Annotated in this window: 11 protein-coding genes and 1 pseudogene; 5 read left to right on the forward strand and 7 right to left on the reverse strand. The window is 75.7% G+C overall.

Annotation, left to right across the window (positions count from 1 at the left end; genetic code table 11):
* Positions 1–151, forward strand: a pseudogene (locus tag IG63_RS22460) (IS481 family transposase); the annotation flags it as partial.
* Here IG63_RS22460 and metF read toward each other — a convergent pair.
* Positions 148–1,077, reverse strand: a complete 930-nt coding sequence (gene metF / locus IG63_RS0100010; RefSeq protein WP_030482324.1) for a methylenetetrahydrofolate reductase [NAD(P)H] — start codon at positions 1,075–1,077, stop codon at positions 148–150. The pseudogene IG63_RS22460 and the gene metF sit on opposite strands and share 4 nt — an antisense overlap.
* A 31-nt stretch (positions 1,078–1,108) precedes the next feature.
* Here metF and IG63_RS0100015 point away from each other — a divergent pair, with 31 nt between their 5' ends.
* Positions 1,109–2,188 carry a polyprenyl synthetase family protein gene (locus IG63_RS0100015; RefSeq protein WP_169741734.1) on the forward strand — a complete coding sequence of 360 codons (1,080 nt, stop codon included), beginning with the start codon at positions 1,109–1,111 and terminating at the stop codon, positions 2,186–2,188.
* Between the two features lie 25 nt (positions 2,189–2,213).
* Here IG63_RS0100015 and IG63_RS0100020 read toward each other — a convergent pair whose 3' ends face one another.
* On the reverse strand, positions 2,214–2,558 hold the full coding sequence (locus IG63_RS0100020; RefSeq protein ID WP_030482326.1) for an Rv2175c family DNA-binding protein: 345 nt from the start codon (positions 2,556–2,558) through the stop codon (positions 2,214–2,216).
* Between the two features lie 152 nt (positions 2,559–2,710).
* Here IG63_RS0100020 and pknB point away from each other — a divergent pair, with 152 nt between their 5' ends.
* Entirely contained in the window at positions 2,711–4,765 is a 2,055-nt protein-coding gene (gene pknB / locus IG63_RS0100025) for a Stk1 family PASTA domain-containing Ser/Thr kinase (protein ID WP_030482327.1), read from the forward strand.
* Between the two features lie 101 nt (positions 4,766–4,866).
* Positions 4,867–5,889, forward strand: coding sequence for a 3-deoxy-7-phosphoheptulonate synthase (gene aroF, locus IG63_RS0100030; RefSeq protein ID WP_030482328.1), 1,023 nt, complete (start codon positions 4,867–4,869; stop codon positions 5,887–5,889).
* Between the two features lie 159 nt (positions 5,890–6,048).
* On the opposite strand, the gene IG63_RS0100035 is transcribed toward aroF, so the two are convergent.
* Together IG63_RS0100035 and IG63_RS0100040 are read right to left on the reverse strand one after the other, a co-directional pair.
* Complete coding sequence (locus IG63_RS0100035; RefSeq protein ID WP_030482329.1) at positions 6,049–7,050, reverse strand: threonine aldolase family protein; 1,002 nt, start codon at positions 7,048–7,050, stop codon at positions 6,049–6,051.
* A gap of 49 nt (positions 7,051–7,099) precedes the next feature.
* On the reverse strand, positions 7,100–8,509 hold the full coding sequence (locus IG63_RS0100040) for an FAD-binding oxidoreductase (protein ID WP_051705981.1): 1,410 nt from the start codon (positions 8,507–8,509) through the stop codon (positions 7,100–7,102).
* A gap of 164 nt (positions 8,510–8,673) precedes the next feature.
* On the opposite strand from IG63_RS0100040, the gene IG63_RS0100045 reads away from it, so the two are divergent.
* Positions 8,674–11,982 carry an ATP-binding protein gene (locus IG63_RS0100045; protein WP_169741735.1) on the forward strand — a complete coding sequence of 1,103 codons (3,309 nt, stop codon included), beginning with the start codon at positions 8,674–8,676 and terminating at the stop codon, positions 11,980–11,982.
* A gap of 18 nt (positions 11,983–12,000) precedes the next feature.
* On the opposite strand, the gene IG63_RS0100050 is transcribed toward IG63_RS0100045, so the two are convergent.
* From IG63_RS0100050 to IG63_RS0100060, 3 genes are all read right to left on the reverse strand, one after another.
* Positions 12,001–14,055: a S9 family peptidase gene (locus IG63_RS0100050; protein ID WP_030482332.1), complete on the reverse strand. Its 2,055-nt coding sequence runs from the start codon at positions 14,053–14,055 to the stop codon at positions 12,001–12,003.
* A 68-nt stretch (positions 14,056–14,123) separates the two neighbouring features.
* Positions 14,124–16,487, reverse strand: a complete 2,364-nt coding sequence (lon, locus tag IG63_RS0100055) for an endopeptidase La (protein ID WP_051705982.1) — start codon at positions 16,485–16,487, stop codon at positions 14,124–14,126.
* Between the two features lie 118 nt (positions 16,488–16,605).
* Positions 16,606–16,959: an MmcQ/YjbR family DNA-binding protein gene (locus IG63_RS0100060; protein ID WP_030482334.1), complete on the reverse strand. Its 354-nt coding sequence runs from the start codon at positions 16,957–16,959 to the stop codon at positions 16,606–16,608.
* Positions 16,960–17,023 lie beyond the last annotated feature (64 nt).

A 17,023-nucleotide genomic window follows, 5' to 3' on the forward strand; every position in this document is an offset into this window, starting at 1 on the left:
GGCCTACGCCGCGATCTACCTCTCAGACGCCGCACGCGCCGCGACCTACGCCGACTGGCTCCACTTCTACAATCACCACAGACCCCACACCGGCATCGAGGGTCTCGTCCCTGCCGACCGCATTCACAACGTCACGGGGAACTACACCTAGCCGACGGGCAGTGCCAGCGCCGACCAGATCTCGCGCGTGGCCCGGGACCGGTTGAGGGTGTAGAAGTGCAGGCCGGGGCTCCCCTGCTGCAGCAGCTCCTCGCACAGCTCCGTGGCGATCGCGACGCCCTCGGCGCGCACCGCCGCGGGGTCGTCGGCCCGCGACTCCAGCCGGGCCCGGACCTCCTCGGGGATGTCGCGACCCGACAGCTCGACCATGCGCTCCATGGAGCTCAGCCGCAGGATCGGCATGATGCCGGGCACGATCGGGATGGTGACGCCGGCGGCAGCGGCACGCTCCACCAGCCCGAGGTAGTCGGAGGCCCGCAGCACCATCTCGGTCACCGCGAACTCCGCCCCCGCGTCCTGCTTGGCACGCAGCACCGCCACGTCGTCGTCGAGCGTCGCGGCGTCGCGGTGGCCCTCGGGGAAGGCCGCGACGCCGACGCACAGGTCGGGCTGGGCACGGCGTACGAGCGCGACCAGGTCGGAGGCGTGGTCGACGCCCCCGGGGGTCGAGGTGAAGGGGGCGCCGGGACCCTCGGGCGGGTCACCGCGCAGCGCGAGCACGTTGGCGACGCCGGCGGCCCGCAGGTCGGTGACGATCCGCTCGAGCTCGGCGGTGGTGTGGCCGACGCAGGTGAGGTGGGCCATCGGCAGCAGCGAGGTCTCCCGCGCGATCCGCCCCGTGATCGCGAGGGTGCGGTCGCGGGTGGTGCCTCCCGCGCCGTAGGTCACGGAGACGAAGGTGGGCTGGAGCGGCTCCAGCTCGCTGATCGAGCGCCACAGCACCTCCTCGCCCTCGGCGTCCTTGGGCGGGAAGAACTCGAAGGAGAAGGCCTTCTCCCCGTGGTCGCCGGCGCGTCCGAGCAGGTCGCCGATGCGGGTCGGCGGCGCCGCCGGGGCGGACGACTGGGTGCCGGACATGGCCTCGATCGTACGGGGCTAGGCTCGCCCGGTGACGCGTGAGCACACTGGGTGGGACGGCTCCGGGAGCGACCTCGCGGCCGAGCTGCAGGCGGTGCTCACCGACGTGGTCGAGACCCGGCGCACGCTGCTTGCCCCCCTCGGGCCCGACGCCGACCGGCTGCTCGACGCCGCCCAGCAGGCGGTCACCGGCGGCAAGCGCCTGCGGGCGTCCTTCTGCTGGTGGGGGTACGCCGCCCTGGCCCCGGTCGACGACCCGGCCGCGCTGCTGCGGGCCTGCGCCTCGCTGGAGCTGCTGCACGCGAGCGCCCTGGCGCACGACGACCTCATGGACGCCTCCGACACCCGTCGCGGGCAGCCCTCGGCCCACCGCGCCTTCGCCGCGCAGCACCGCGAGCTGGGCTGGGGCGGCGGCGCGGAGGAGTACGGCGCCGCCGGCGCCATCCTGCTCGGCGACCTGCTGCTCAGCTGGTCCGACGAGGTGCTGCGCACCTGCGGCCTGCCGGCGGAGCGCGTCCTGGCCGGGCTGCGGATGCTCGACCTCACCCGCACCGAGGTGGTGGCGGGCCAGTTCCTCGACGTCTCGGTGCAGGCGCGGGGGGCGGCCGACGTCGACGCCGCCATGACGGTGCTGCGCTACAAGTCGGCCAAGTACTCCGTGGAGCGGCCGCTCCACGTGGGCGCGGCGCTCGCCGGTGCCGACGGCGCGGCGCTGGCCGCCCTCTCCCGCTTCGGCCTGCCGCTCGGGGAGGCCTTCCAGCTGCGCGACGACGTGCTGGGCGTCTTCGGCGACCCCGCCCTCACCGGCAAGCCCGCCGGCGACGACCTGGTCGAGGGCAAGCGCACCGTGCTGGTGGCGCTGGCGCTCGACGCGCTGCCGGCGTCCGACGCCGCGCGCCTCGACGCCGCCCTCGGCACCGCCCTGGCCGAGCCCGAGGTCGACGAGCTGCGCGAGCTGATCCGGGCCAGCGGTGCGCTCGCCCAGCTGGAGGCCGTGATCGAGCAGCTCAGCGACACCGCGCTCGAGGCCCTCGCGACCGCCCCCGTGCGCGAGCCCGCCCGCGCCGCCCTCGGCGACCTCGCCGCACGTGCGGTGCGGCGTACGGTCTAGCGCCTGCTGCTGGCGACCGCCGAAGTTACAGCGCGATCGCCTGGGCGCGCCGCTTGACCTCGGAGCCGCGGTCCTCGCGCAGGGCGTCGATGGGTCGGCCGGGCAGGGTGTCGTCGGCGGTGAAGAGCCAGGTGAGGATCTCGGCGTCGCTCCAGCCGCCGTCGCTGAGCACCGTCAGCAGCCCGGGGACGCCCTTGACGACCTCCCCGCCCATCAGCAGCTCGGCCGGGACCCGGGGTCCGACGGCCGCGAGCTGGTGCTCGCGGATCATCGTGCGCACCTTGCCGACGCTGACGCCGAGCTCGCCGGCGACGCCCTTCCAGTCCAGCCACTCGTCGATCAGGTCCTGCAGGTCGTGCTGTGCCTCCATGACCCCATCGTCCCACCGCCACGTCGAGCGCGGCCGGGTGACCCGGGCCACCTCCCCCCCGCGTCCTCGGCCCGCCTCCACCGCTGACCGCCGCGCGGCCCTTAAGGTGCTGGTCAGGCCGGGTCTCCTTCCCCACCGGCGCTGGAGGCACCGTGGAACGCACCGCTCAGTCCCTCACCGGACGCGTGCTCGACGGCCGCTACCGCCTGGAGGAGCAGATCGCCCGGGGCGGCATGGCCACGGTCCACCGCGCCACCGACCTGCGGCTCGACCGCACCGTCGCGGTCAAGGTGATGCACGACGGCCTGGCCCACGACGACGACTTCGTACGCCGCTTCCAGCGCGAGGCGCGGGCCGCCGCCCGGCTCTCGCACCCCGGCGTGGTCGCGGTCTTCGACACCGGCGACGACGACGGCACGCTCTACCTGGTGATGGAGCTGGTGGGCGGGCGCACGCTGCGCCAGCTGATCCGCGAGGAGGCGCCGCTGCGCCCGGTGCGCGCCCTGCGGCTGGTCGAGTCGGTGCTCGAGGCGCTGGCCGCCGCCCACGCGGCCGGCATCGTGCACCGCGACGTCAAGCCGGAGAACGTGCTGGTCACCGAGGAGGGCCGGGTCAAGGTCGCCGACTTCGGGCTCTCCCGGGCGGTCAGCGCCGACACCCAGCACACCGCCACCGGCGAGGTCCTCATCGGCACGGTCTCCTACCTCTCCCCCGAGCTCGTGGTCGACGGCCGCGCCGACGCCCGGGCCGACGTCTACGCGACGGGCGTCGTGCTCTTCGAGCTGCTCACCGCGAGCAAGCCCCACCAGGCCGACAGCCCGATCCAGGTCGCCTACAAGCACGTGCACGAGGACGTGCCGGCCCCGTCGTCGCGGGTCGACGGCGTGCCCGACTACGTCGACGCGCTCGTGGCGAGGGCCACCGCACGCACCACCGAGCTGCGACCCGCCGACGCCCGCGTGCTGCTCCACCAGGTGCGGCAGGTGCGCCTGGCCCTCGAGCAGGGCGTCACCCACGACTCCGAGCTGACCGCCGACCTCACCCCGCTGCTCCTCTCCGCGCGCACGGGCTCCGACCGGGAGCCGACCCCCGACCCCGCGCCCGACGTCACCACCGACGAGCTCCCGGAGATCCTCGAGGCCCGCGAGGTGGTGCAGCAGCACGAGCTCGTGGGGGCCGGCGTCGGCACCGCGTCCGGCCGGTCGCACGAGCCCACGGGCGAGGTCTACGACCAGGAGCGCGACCGCGGGGCCACCGTCGTCGCCGCTCCCCCGGTCCCTCCCCCGGCGACGCGCCCCGGTACGCCCGGACCTGCCCGCCCCCGCCGCTCGCGCCGCGGCCCGGTCGCGCTGCTCCTGGTGCTGCTGCTCGCCGCGGGCGCCGGGGTCGCGGGCTGGTGGTTCGGCGTGGCCCGCTACACCGACACCCCGGCCGTCCTGGGCATGACGCAGGCCGCGGCCGAGCAGCGCCTCGACGCCGCCGGTCTCTCGCTCGACGTGGGCGACCCGGCGTACTCCGAGACCGTCGAGCGGGGGCTGGTGATCTCCTCCGACCCCGCGCCGGGCGACCGCGTGCTCGACGCGGGCACCGTCGACGTGGTGCTCTCGCTCGGGCCCGAGCGCTACGACGTGCCCGACCTCGCCGGCAGCAGCGTCGACGACGCGCAGCAGGCACTGCTCGACACCAACCTCACCTACGGCGGCTCCACCGAGCGCTTCCACGAGGAGGTGCCCGAGGGCGAGGTCATCACCACCGACCCCCGGCCCGGCACCGAGCTCAAGCGCGACGCCGCGGTCGACCTGGTGGTCAGCAGGGGGCCCGAGCCGATCGAGATCCCCGACCTCACCGGCCGCGACGCCGACCGCGCCGCCCAGGCGCTCGGCGAGCGCGGCTTCGAGGTCGACACCTCCGAGGAGCACTCCGACTCGGTGGCCGAGGGGCGCGTGATCAGCCAGAGCCCCGACTCCGGCACCGGCGTCCGCGGCGACACCGTCGAGCTGGTGGTCTCGCTCGGTCCGGTGATGGTCGACGTGCCGCGGGTGATCGGCATGGGCGTCGACGCGGCCGTGGCCGAGCTGGAAGCCGCCGGCTTCCAGGTCGAGCGGCAGCGCTCCAACGTCTACATCGGGGTGCAGTACGTCGTCTCCCAGTCGCCCTCGGGCGGCAGCGCGCGCAAGGGCAGCACCGTCACCATCGGCATCGTCTGAGGCCCGGGAGGGTCCCCGGGCGAGGTCACGATCCGGCCACAGGTAGACGCATCGTGAGACGGTCGTCCGGGATGCGGACGTCACGGTCCTAGCCTCGCTCCATGGTCGTGGTCATGGCCCCGGGCGCCACCGAGGAGCAGATCGCGAGGGTCACCGCCCGCGTCGAGGAGGCGGGCGGGCAGGCCTTCGTGAGCCGTGGCGTCGTCCGCACCATCATCGGGCTGGTCGGCGACCTCGACCGCTTCCAGGGGCTCAACCTGCGCAGCCTCCCCGGGGTGCAGGACGTGCACCGGATCTCCGACCCCTACAAGCTGGTCAGCCGGCAGCACCACCCCGAGCGCAGCACCGTGCACGTCGGGTCCGGGGAGGCCCGGGTGGCGATCGGCCCGGGGAGCTTCACCTTCGTGGCCGGGCCGTGCGCGGTCGAGTCGGCCCAGCAGACCCTCGAGGCCGCCGAGATGGCCAAGGCCGCCGGCGCCGGGCTGCTCCGCGGCGGCGCCTTCAAGCCGCGCACCTCGCCGTACGCCTTCCAGGGACTCGGCCGCCAGGGCCTCGAGATCCTCGCCGACGTGCGCGAGGTCACCGGCCTGCCGGTGGTGACCGAGGTCGTCGACGCCCGCGACGTGGAGGTGGTCTGCGAGCACGCCGACATGCTCCAGGTCGGCGGCCGCGACATGTCCAACTTCGCGCTGCTCCAGACCCTCGGCGAGTGCGGCAAGCCGGTGCTGCTGGAACGGGGCATGACGGCGACGGTCGAGGAGTGGCTGATGGCCGCCGAGTACGTCGCGCAGCGCGGCAACCTCGACATCGTGCTGTGCGAGCGCGGCATCCGGACCTTCGAGACCGCCACCCGCCACACCCTCGACATCTCCGCGGTGCCCGTCGTGCAGGCCGCCAGCCACCTGCCGGTGCTGGTCGACCCCTCGCACGCCGGCGGCCGCCGCGACCTGGTGGTGCCGCTCTCGCGCGCCGCGCTCGGCGTGGGTGCCGACGGCATCGTGGTCGACGTGCACCCCGACCCCGAGCGGGCGCTGTGCGACGGACCGCAGTCGGTCAACGGCACCGAGCTGCGCGACCTCGCCTCCGCCGTACGCCGCCTGGGTGCGGCGCTGGGTCGGCGCTAGCCAGCGACGGCTTTCCGCGGGGAAAGCACCTCGACGCCGGTTTCCGCGCGATCGGTACGTCGCACACCGGCGTGTCGCGTGCCGTTCACGCGGAAAGCTCGTGGGTCGGCGCCGACGAGTGCTTTCCGCGGGGAAAGACCCGGCCGGGAGGCCGCACGCTCAGCGGGAGAGCACGCCGGAGAGCACCTTGGCGGCCTGGTCGACGTCGGAGCGGGAGGCGTCGAGGTGGGTGAGCATGCGGACGCGGGTCGGGCCGACCGCGCCGACCAGCACGCCCTCGGCGCGCGCCGCCTCGACGACCGCGGGGGCGTCGGGGACCTCGACGACCACGATGTTGGTGTCGACGCCGTCGGGGTCGACGCCGCAGGCCTCGGCCAGCAGCCGGGCGTGGGCGTGGTCGTCGGCCATCCGCTCCAGGTGGTGGTCGAGCGCGTACGACGCCGCGGCCGCGAGGACGCCCACCTGGCGCATGCCGCCGCCCATCCGCTTGCGCCGGACCCGTGCCTCGGTGATCAGCTCGGCGCTGCCCAGCACCATGGAGCCGATCGGCGCCCCCAGGCCCTTGGAGAAGCACACCGCCATCGCGTCGGCCACGGCGCCGTAGTCGCGCAGCGGCGTGCCGGTGGCGACGTGCGCGTTCCAGATGCGGGCGCCGTCGACGTGCACGGCGCTGCCGACCTCGTCGGCGAAGCCGCGCAGCTCTTGCAGCGCGGCGAGCGGGACCACGGTGCCGCCGGCGAAGTTGTGGGTGTTCTCCACCGACAGGCAGGCCGTGCGCACGAAGAAGGGCCCCATGTCGGGGGCGTACATCGCGCGGACGACGTCGACGTCGACCTGCCCGCGCTCGTCGGACCAGGTGCGGCTCGTGATCCCGCCGTAGGCGCCGTGCGCGCCGAGCTCGGCGCGCAGGATGTGGGCGCGCGCCTCGCAGAGCACCTCCTGCCCCGGCTCGACGAGCAGCGTCACCGCGAGCACGTTGGCCATCGAGCCGGTCGGGGTGAAGAGCCCGGCCTCGAAGCCGAAGAGGTCGGCCACCCGCTCCTGCAGCCGGGTGACCTCCGGGTCCTCGCCGTAGACGTCGTCGCCGACCTCCGCCTCGGCCATCGCGCGTCGCATGGCGGGGGTCGGGGCCGTGACGGTGTCGCTGCGCAGGTCGATCATGCTCCGACCCTAGGCACCGACCACGCGAGCACCGTCACGACCCCGGGCCTCAGCGCCGCAGCGGCGCCGCGGCCGCGATGACGCCGCGCGGGTCGTAGGCGCGCGAGACGCGGCGCAGCCGGTCGCGGGTGGGGGCGCTCCACGCGCGCTCGGCGGCCTCCCGGGTGCTGGGCGGGGCGAAGTTGGGCAGCCGGCCGCCGGTGTCCCACGACCGCAGCCCCTGGAGCAGTGCCGCGGCGGCACGGTCGACGGCGTCGACCACGGGCGGCACGGCCGGCCCGACCACGAAGAGGGAGTAGGCCGCGTCGCGGTGGTCGACCGCGCTGGGCTCGCGGACCCGCGACACCGCCCCACCGAGCTGGCGGACCTCCACGGCGACCAGCGGGCAGTCCGGCACCTGCGGGCCGGCCAGGCGCAGCAGCTGCTCGACGGCGGCCTCCGGGAAGGCGCGCAGCAGGGCGTGCGCCTCCCGGGAGGGCATCGGGTCCACGGGGTCGGCGTGGATCGCGCCCAGCGCGGCGTACGGCATGACGGCGACGGTGTCGACCAGCGGCGTCGCGGCCGCACGCAACGGGGCGAGCACCTCCGCGCCGCGCGCCGGGTCGCCCACCCAGGCGAAGCGGACCGACACGGTGAGGCGGCCGGCAAGCGGCGGCGGCACCCCGGGGAGGTCGGGCAACCGCATCATTGCCACGGAGGTGGTGGCGCCGGAGGGCAACGACACGCTCCAGCGCGCCCAGGCGCGCAGGACCTCGGGGGCATCGGCGCCGTCGAACCACACCGACCCGGCGTACAGGTCGCGGATCGGGAGCAGGTCGAGCTCGATCGCGGTGACGATGCCGAGCGCGCCCTTGCCGCCGCGCAGGCCCCAGTAGAGGTCCGGGTGCTCGCGCTTCGTCACGCGCCGCAGCTGCCCGTCACCCGTCACGACCTCGAAGGCGCGGACCGTGTCGCTGGCCAGGCCGTGGCTGCGCGCGAGCGGGCCGTGCCCGCCGCCGGTCGTGTAGCCGACGACGCCGACGCCGGGCGCGGAGCCGCTGAGACCGGCCAGACCGTGGGGGGCGCCGGCCTGCAGCACCTCGTCCCAGGTGACGCCGGCCTGGGCGCGCACCCACCGGTCGTCGGCGTGCAGCTGGAGGCTCCGCATCAGCCGCGTCGAGACCAGGATGGTGCCGTCGAGGGCGTGCGTGACGCCGTGGCCCGTGGCCTGCACCGTGACGGCGAGTCGGTGGCGGCGGGCGAAGCGCACGGCGGCCACGACGTCCTCGGCCCGCTCGGCGGCGACGACCGCGAGCGGGCGGGGGGCCACCGCGAGGTTCCAGGGCGCGACGGCGGCGGCGTACTCCTCGCTGCCGGGCAGGTGCACGGTGGGCGTGCTGCGGGCCAGGACGGCGAGCAGCTGCTCGACCTGGGCTCCCGAGGCGGGGCGGGCGGGACGCAGGGCGTGGAACAGGGACATGGCTTCCTCCGTGAGGTGTGGGTCGAGGGGTGGCCCTGGCGGGCCGGTGGGGAGAGACTGTGCGCGGCCGCTTGGCGATCGCCTGGGCGAGCCGGCGGGCAGCTCCCACGACGGACCAAGGACCCGCCAAGGAGTCGCCAAGGCCGGCGCGAGGAGGTGGGGTCGTGGCTCCGACCGTCGCCCCGCTCGCCTTCGGCCTGCTCGGCCCGCTGCAGGTGCGGCGCGCCGGCACCGCGCTCGACCTCGGGGCACCGAAGCAGCGCCTGGTGCTCGCCCGGCTGCTGCTCTCCCACGGCCGGGTCGTGCACGCCGACGCCCTGCTCGACGCCGTGTGGGGCGACGACCCGCCGGCCAGCGCGCTGCCGAGCCTGCAGGTGTACGTCTCCAACCTGCGCCGGGTGCTGCGCGACGGCTCGACCGCCCCGTCGCCGCTGGTCCGCCAGGCGCCGGGCTACCTGCTCGACACGACCGGGCACGAGGTCGACGCCGACCTCTTCCTCGCCGACGTCGCCGCCGCCCAGGCCGCCCAGCGCGACGAGCGCTGGTCGGAGGCGGCGGGCGCGGCCACCGACGCCCTCGCCCGGTGGCGGGGCCCGGTGGTGGCCGACCTCGGCGAGCCGCTGTGGGCCGCGCCCGAGGCGCACGCGTGGGAGGAGCGACGCGCGCTCGCCCACCGCGTCCAGGTCACGGGCCTGCTGGGGGCCGGCGACGTCGAGGACGCCGTGGCGTCCGCGCTCGAGCTGAGGCAGACCCGCCCGCACGACGACGAGGCGGCCCGCCTGCTGGCGCTGGCGCTGCACCGCGCCGGCCGCACCGCCGACGCCCTCGAGCAGCTGCGCCGCCACCTCGACCGGCTCGACGCCGACCTCGGCCTCGAGCCCTCCGCCCAGCTGCGCGACCTGCAGACCTCGCTGCTCCGCGCCGACCCCGGTCCTCCCCCGCAGGGCGGAGTCGTGCCCGCAGGCCCCGGTCCCGCCCCGGAGGCCACGACCCCGGCCACCCTCGGCGACGACACCTTCGTCGGGCGCGAGAGCCAGCTCGGCGTCGCCCGCGAGGCGCTCACCCGGGTCGCCGGCGGCGCGCCCGCCTGGCTGGTGCTCACCGGCCCCGCCGGCATCGGCAAGACCCGGCTGGCCGAGCGGGTGCTGGCGCTCGCCTCCGCCACGGGGGCCGACGTCGTGCGCGCCGGCTGCCCGGAGGACTCGGGCGCGCCCGCCGGGTGGCCGCTGCGGCAGGTCGTCGCGGGGCTGGGGGCCGATCCCGACGAGGTGCTCCGGGTCCCCGAGGGGGCCGACGCCGACACCGCCCGCTACGACGTCCTCGACCGCGTGGGCGCGCTGCTGGCGGCGCACGCGAGACGCCGCGGCCCGCTCGTGCTGCTGGTCGACGACGTGCAGTGGGCCGACGACGGCACGCTGCAGTGCCTGACCCACCTCGCCGCGACGCTCGCCGACGGCGTCCTCGTGGTGCTCACCGTGCGGGACGTCGACGACGCCTCGGAACCGGTCACCCGTGCGGTCGCCGAGGTGCTGCGTCGCGGCCACGCCCGCCACCTCGTGGTGCCTCCGCTGAGCGAGCGCGACGTCGATCGGCTCTGCACCGTCGTGAGCGGGGAGGCGCTGCCGAGCGAGGAGGTGCGCGACCTCGCCGAGCGCACCGGAGGCAACGCCCTCTTCGTCACGGAGTACGCCCGGCTCTCCCCCGCCGAGCGCCTGGAGGGAGGTACGCCGCTGCTGGTGCGCTCGGTGCTCGGGCGTCGCCTGGCGGTGCTCGACGCGGGTGTGCTCCAGGTGCTCCGCGCGGCCGCCGTGGTCGGCGACGACCTCGACCTCGACCTGCTGGCCCGCGTGACGCGGGTCGACCCCGAGGAGCTCGTCGACCTGCTCGACGACGCGGTCGACGAGCGCATCGTGGTGCTGCGGCCCGACGGCACGGGCTACCGCTTCGCCCACGCGCTGCTGCGCGACGAGCTGCTGGCCGGCCTCTCGCCGCTACGTCGTCAGCGACTGCACCTCCGGGTGGCCGAGACCGTCCGCGAGGGGTCCGGGGCCGCTGGCTCCGCCCTCGAGGAGAGCGCGCTGCGCGCCCACCACCTCGCCGCGGCCCGGCCGCTCGGCGACCCCCGCGACCTGCTGGCAGCCGCCCGGGTGGCCGCGACCGGAGCCGAGGGCCAGTGGGCCTGGGAGTCGGCGGCGCACTGGTGGGACCTGGCGCGACAGGCCCACGACACGCTGCCGACCGCCGAGCGGGACCCCGACGAGCGCGACGAGCTGCTCGTCGCCCGGATGCAGGCACTGGTGCGCGCCGGCCAGCAGCAGACGATGCTCCGCACCGTCGAGCAGGAGCTGCTCGACGCCGTGCGGGCGGGCCGGTCGAGCACCGTCGGGCGGCTCGCGGGGTCGCTGGTGCGCTCGGCCGGCACCTGGCCCTGGGTGGCCTACGACCTCGTGGGCGGCCTGCCCGACCGCCTCGCCGCTCTGGAGCCGGCGGTGGTCGGCGACCACGCCGCCCACGCCCGGCTGCTGGGGGCGCTCGCGGCGGGGCGCTGCTACGACCTCGACCCGGAGGTGCCCCGTGACCTCGCCCGGCGCGCGCTCGCCCTGGCCGAGCGCGTCGACGACCCGCAGGTCCTCGCCGACGTCGTCGTCGGCTGCGCCAGCGCGATCGTGGGGGTCGCGGGCCGGGCCGAGGAGTGCGAGGCGCTGCTCGACCGCTTGGACGGCCTCGAGCACGACTCCGCCGACGTCGACCGTGTCATCGCCGCCGGGTCGCGGCAGATGACGAGGTTCCTGCTCGGCGACGTCGCCGGCACCGAGGAGCAGCTGCACCAGGGCGTGCTGGCCTGCGACCTGCTCCGCCTGCCCCTCCTGCGGGTGCAGATGCGCTGGTGCGCGGCCGGGCTGGCCATGTGGAGCGAGGGCCCCCACGGACGGGTCGAGCAGCTGGTCGCGGAGGCGGGTGAGGCCCACCGTCGCCCCGAGCTCTACGTCCCGGGCTTCGCCGAGCTGGCCCGCACCATCCTGCTGTGGCAGCAGGGACGGCTGCTCGAGCAGCCGCTGCTGACCCACCTCGAGCCGACGACCTGGCGGGCCGTGCGGGCCGCCGCCGCCGGCGACGTCGCCGAGGCCGACCGGCTCGTCGCCGCCCGCCTGGCCGAGCCCCGCCGGCTGGTGTGGATCACCCTCGGCCACCTCGTGGCCCTGGCCCACGCGGTCGCCGACGCGGGGCTGACCCACCACGTCCCCGAGCTGCTGGAGCGGCTCGCGCCCTTCTCCGGCACGCTCAGCATCATCGGTCAGGGGGGCGTCACGGGCCCCGTCGACCTGCCGCTGGCGCGGCTCCACCGCCTGCTCGGCGACTCCGCGGCGGCCGAGCGCCTCGCCGACGCGGCACGCGAGCTGTGCCTGCGCAACGGCGGCACCACGTGGGCGGTGCTGTGCGAGCAGCTGCGCGGGCCGAGCACGCCGGGCTGACGACGGGTCGGCGGCTCGTCAGGCGAGCAGCTCCGGGGTCTCCCACTCCTCGCCGAGCACGTGCTGGGCGAGGAAGGCGAGCACGGTCTGGTACCAGACCTTCGCGTGCCCGGGCGTGAGCACCCAGTGGTTCTCGTCGGGGAAGTAGAGCAGCCGGTGGGGCATCGAGCCGTCGGCGGTCTCCGCGCGCTCCGCGAGCTCCGACCACAGCCGGAGCGCCTCGCCGATCGGCACCCGGTAGTCCTTGTCGCCGTGGATCACCAGCATCGGGCTGACGATCTCGTCGACCCACCGGTGCGGGGAGTTGTCGAGCGCCATCTGCTCGGTCATCTCGCGCTTCCAGTACCAGGGAGCGTCGGTCGTCGGACCGAACTGGTCGAGCGCCCAGAGGCTCGCGTGGGTGACCACCGCGTCGAAGCGGTCGGTGTGGCCCGCGACCCAGTTGGCCATGTAGCCCCCGAAGGAGCCGCCCATCGCCGCGGTGCGGGTCTCGTCGACGTCGTCGCGCGCCTCGGCCGCGTCGGTGGCCGCCATCAGGTCGGTGTACGGCGCCGCGCCCCACGCCCCCCAGCCGCGGGCGACGAAGTCCTGGCCGTAGCCGGTCGACAGCGCGGGGTCGGGCAGCAGCACGGCGTAGCCCTGCGCCACGGCCAGCCAGGGGTTCCAGCGCCACGACCACGCGTTCCACGAGCCGAGCGGACCGCCGTGGATCCACAGCAGCAGCGGGGCGGGCGACGTCGCGCTCGCGCCCTCCGGCAGGCAGAGCCAGCTGCGCACGCGGGTGCCGTCGGTGGCGGTCGCCTCGACGTCGACCAGCGTGCCCGGCAGGGCCGGGGGCTCGGCCGGGCCGCGCAGCGGCGTGCTGGCCTGGTCGGGCGTGGTGGCGTCGAGCCGCACCGGCCGCGCCGGCTCGGCGTACGACGTGCGCATCGCGTAGACCGTGCGGCCGTCGGGGCTGACCTGCACGTCGGAGTAGGCGAAGTCGTCGGAGGTCAGCCGGGTGAAGGCACCGGTCGCGACCTCGCACCGGAAGACCGGCGCGCGGCCGTCCTCGTCGGCGGTCACGACGAGGGCGCTGCTGTCGGGCGTCCAGGCGAGGCCGGTGGGCCAGTGGTCCCAGTCGCCGTTGAGGTCGCGCACCCGCTCGGTCTCCAGGTCGAGCACCGCCAGCCGGGTCTCGGGCGCGGTGTCGGGCGTGGAGCGGCTCTCGGTCACCAGCGCGATCGACCGGCCGTCGGGGCTGAAGACCGGCTGGAAGATCTCGTGCTCCTCGTCGTCGACCACGAGCCGCAGCTCGGCGGTCTCGACGTCGACGAGCGCCAGCGCCCACCGCAGCCCGCCCGGCTCCCCGAGGCCCCAGGTGGTCGCCACGGTGCGACCGTCGGGGCTCACCGACTGGGCGCCCTCGAGCAGCGCCTTGCCCGGTCGCGGCGTGAGGTCGCGCAGGGAGAGGCGGTCCCCGGAGGCGCCGTCGTCGCCGAGCACGCCGGCGTACAGGCGCGGCAGGTCGGGGCCGAGGTCGGCGTCCCAGAAGCGCACCGGCGAGGAGTCGTGCAGGATCGCGCTGACCTTGGCCTCCTTGCGGGCCTTGCGCTTGGCCGCCTCGCTCTCCTCGTCGGTGGAGGACGGGAAGGTGTCGGAGGTGACCAGCACGGTGGGGGTCTCGCGGGCCACCTGCACCCCGCCCACGCCACCGGGGCGGCTGCCCACGACGTACGCCTCCCCTCCCGACGCGGGCAGCCGCCACAGCAGCGCCTTCTCGTCGTCGTCGTCCTCGGCGCTCGGGTCGGGCCGCGCGGAGGTGAAGAGCAGGTCGCCGTCGGGCAGGAAGGCGGCGCCCGTCTCGCCCTTGGCGCTGCGAGTCAGTCGCCGCGCCGGTCGCTCCCCCGTCGGGTCGACCTCCCAGAGGGCGGTGACCCAGCGCTGCCGCTTGGGGTCGAGCGTCTGCTGCGCGGTCACCAGCCGGCTCCCGTCGGGCGAGAGCACCAGGCCCGACCCGCGGGGCAGGTCGACGTAGGCGTCGAGGTCGTGGAAGGGCGTGGGCTGGACGGGCGCGGTCTCCGAGTCGGTCACGCCCCTCTGCCTATCACGCGTCGTCCAGCCCTCCTGCGACCCCGGCTCCTGCGCTGGGCCCACCCGTCCTACGCCACCGCCGTGGCGTCGACCGCGGCCGGCTCCAGCGCGAGCGCGAGGATCTCGGCGACGTCGGCGACCGGACGCACGTCGAGCGCCTCCAGCACCTCGGCCGGCACGTCGTCGAGGTCCGGCTCGTTGCGCTGGGGGATGAAGACGGTGGTCATGCCGGCCCGCTGCGCCGCGAGCAGCTTCTGCTTCACCCCGCCGATCGGGAGCACCCGGCCGTTGAGGGTGACCTCGCCGGTCATCGCCACGTCGGAGCGGACGGGCCGCCCGGTCGCGAGCGACGACAGCGCGGTCACCATCGTGACGCCGGCCGACGGTCCGTCCTTGGGCACGGCGCCGGCCGGGACGTGGAGGTGCAGCGCCCGGTCGAGCCGGTCGGCGTCGACGCCGTGCTCCGCGCCGTGGGAGCGCAGGTAGGACAGCGCGATCTGAGCCGACTCCTTCATGACCTCGCCGAGCTGGCCGGTCAGGTGCAGCCCGCGGTCGCCCGCCATGGCCGTGGCCTCGATGAAGAGCACGTCGCCCCCGGTGCCGGTGACGGCGAGCCCGGTGGCCACGCCCGGCACCGCGGTGCGCTCCGGCGACTCCGGGGTGAAGCGCGGCCGGCCCAGCAGGTCGCGCAGACCCGCCGCCGTCACGGCGACCGTCTCGGTGCCGGTGGCCAGGCGCGTCGCGACCTTGCGCAGCACCTTGGCCAGCGCCCGCTCCAGCTGCCGTACGCCGGCCTCGCGGGTGTACTGCGTCGCGACCAGGCGCAGCGCCTCGTCGTCGACGGTCACCTCCTCCGGCGTCAGCGCGGCCCGCTCGAGCTGCCGCGGCAGCAGGTGGGTGCGCGCGATGGCGACCTTGTCGTCCTCGGTGTAGCCGTCGAGGGTGACGACCTCCATCCGGTCCAGCAGCGCGTCGGGGATCGTCTCCGCGACGTTGGCCGTGGCCAGGAAGACCACGTCGGAGAGGTCGAGGTCGACCTCGAGGTAGTGGTCGCGGAAGGTGTGGTTCTGCGCCGGGTCGAGCACCTCGAGCAGCGCCGCCGCCGGGTCGCCCCGGTAGTCGCTGCCGACCTTGTCGACCTCGTCGAGCAGCACGACGGGGTTCATCGAGCCGGCCTCGGAGATGGCGCGCACGATGCGTCCGGGCAGCGCCCCGACGTAGGTCCGCCGGTGGCCGCGGATCTCGGCCTCGTCGCGCACGCCGCCCAGGGCCACGCGGACGAACGTGCGGCCCAGCGCGTGCGCCACCGACTCGCCCAGCGAGGTCTTGCCGACGCCGGGCGGGCCGACCAGCGCGAGCACGGCGCCGGAGCCGCGACCGCCGACGACCTGGAGGCCGCGCTCGGCACGGCGGGCGCGCACGGCGAGGTACTCCACGATCCGGTCCTTCACGTCGTCCAGCCCGTGGTGGTCGGCGTCGAGGATCTCGCGGGCGCCGGCGACATCGGTGCTGTCCTCGGTGCGCACGGACCACGGCAGCTCCAGCACGGTGTCGAGCCAGGTGCGGATCCACCCGGACTCCGGGCTTTGGTCACTGGCCCGCTCGAGCTTGCCGACCTCGCGCAGGGCTGCCTCGCGGACGTGGTCGGGCAGGTCGGCGGACTCCACGCGGGCGCGGTAGTCCTCCGTGCCCTCCGGCTCGTCCTCGCCGAGCTCCTTGCGGATCGCGGCGAGCTGCTCGCGCAGCAGGAACTCGCGCTGCCGCTTGTCCATGCCCTCGCGCACGTCGTTGCTGATCTTCTCGCTGACCTCGAGCTCGGCCAGGTGCTCGCGCGACCATGCGACGACCAGCGCCAGGCGGGCGTCGACGTCGGCGGTCTCCAGCAGCTCGCGCTTCTGCTCGTCGGTGAGGTACGACGCGTAGCCGGCGAGGTCCGCGAGGGCGCCGGGGTCGGTCACCTGCTGGACCTGGTCGACGACCTGCCAGGCGTTGCGGCGCTGCAGGATCGCGACGGTGGTGCGCTTGAACTCCTCGGCCTGCTCGCGCGTGGCGTCGGTGACGGTGCCGAGGCCGACCGGCTCCGCCTCGACCCAGAGGGCGGCGCCGGGGCCGGGCACGCCGTGCCCGATCCGGACGCGCTCGCCGGCGCGGAGCACCGCGGCGCGGGCGCCGCCGGGGAAGCGCCCCACCTGCTCGATGGTCGCGACCACGCCGTGCGTGGCCCAGCGGTCGGGCAGGCGTGGGGCGAGCAGCAGCCGGTCGCCGGCGGAGGCCTGGGCCGCCTCGACGACGGGACGCACGTCGCCGTCCATCTCCAGCGGCACGACCATGCCGGGCAGCACGACGGTGTCGGGCACCGACAGCAGCGGCAGGTGGAGGGGCTCGTGGTGGGCCTCGTGGTGGGCCTGGTCGTGGTGCTCGTGCTCGGTCATGATGTCCTCGATCCTTGAGTCTGATCGGCTCAACTCCGGATCACCGACGGCTGTTCCACGGCGGCGTCCGCCGAGGGCGAACGCGGCCCCGACGCGGTCGCGCGGGCCGGCCGCGAGGTCAGGTCGGCAGCCGGTCGGCGCGGGCCGCCACCAGCTCCTCGGGCGCGCTCAGCCGCCAGGCCTCGAAGACCAGCTCGGCCAGCTCGTCGCGCTCGACGCCCTCCAGGTGCACCACCACCCAGCCGAAGCGGCCGGCGGTGAACTGCACCTCGAAGACCTCGGGCCGCTCCGCGACCAGCGCCAGCTGCTCGGCCCGCAGCTGCTTGAGGCCCACCGTGGCGGTCGCGGGCCACAGAAAGCCGAAGCCGCGCCCCGCGACCGCGAAGCCCGACCAGGCCTCGTGCCTGTCGTCCTGGGTCACCTGCTCGAGCTGGTGCACCAGGTCGAGGCAGTCGGAGAGGGAGCACGGCACGCGCGCGAGCGTAGCCAGCCACGCCGACGACCGACACGCCGTACGACCGCTTCGGCGATCCGCC

This window comes from Nocardioides aequoreus (assembly GCF_000720335.1).
Classification (GTDB): domain Bacteria; phylum Actinomycetota; class Actinomycetes; order Propionibacteriales; family Nocardioidaceae; genus Marmoricola; species Marmoricola aequoreus.

Coding starts and splice junctions, on each gene's coding strand:
- IG63_RS0100035 (WP_030482329.1), bottom strand. CDS start 7,050: ATGATCGACCTGCGCAGCGACACCGTCACGGCCCCGACCCCCGCCATG.
- metF (WP_030482324.1), bottom strand. CDS start 1,077: ATGTCCGGCACCCAGTCGTCCGCCCCGGCGGCGCCGCCGACCCGCATC.
- IG63_RS0100020 (WP_030482326.1), bottom strand. CDS start 2,558: ATGGAGGCACAGCACGACCTGCAGGACCTGATCGACGAGTGGCTGGAC.
- lon (WP_051705982.1), bottom strand. CDS start 16,487: ATGACCGAGCACGAGCACCACGACCAGGCCCACCACGAGGCCCACCAC.
- aroF (WP_030482328.1), top strand. CDS start 4,867: ATGGTCGTGGTCATGGCCCCGGGCGCCACCGAGGAGCAGATCGCGAGG.
- IG63_RS0100040 (WP_051705981.1), bottom strand. CDS start 8,509: ATGTCCCTGTTCCACGCCCTGCGTCCCGCCCGCCCCGCCTCGGGAGCC.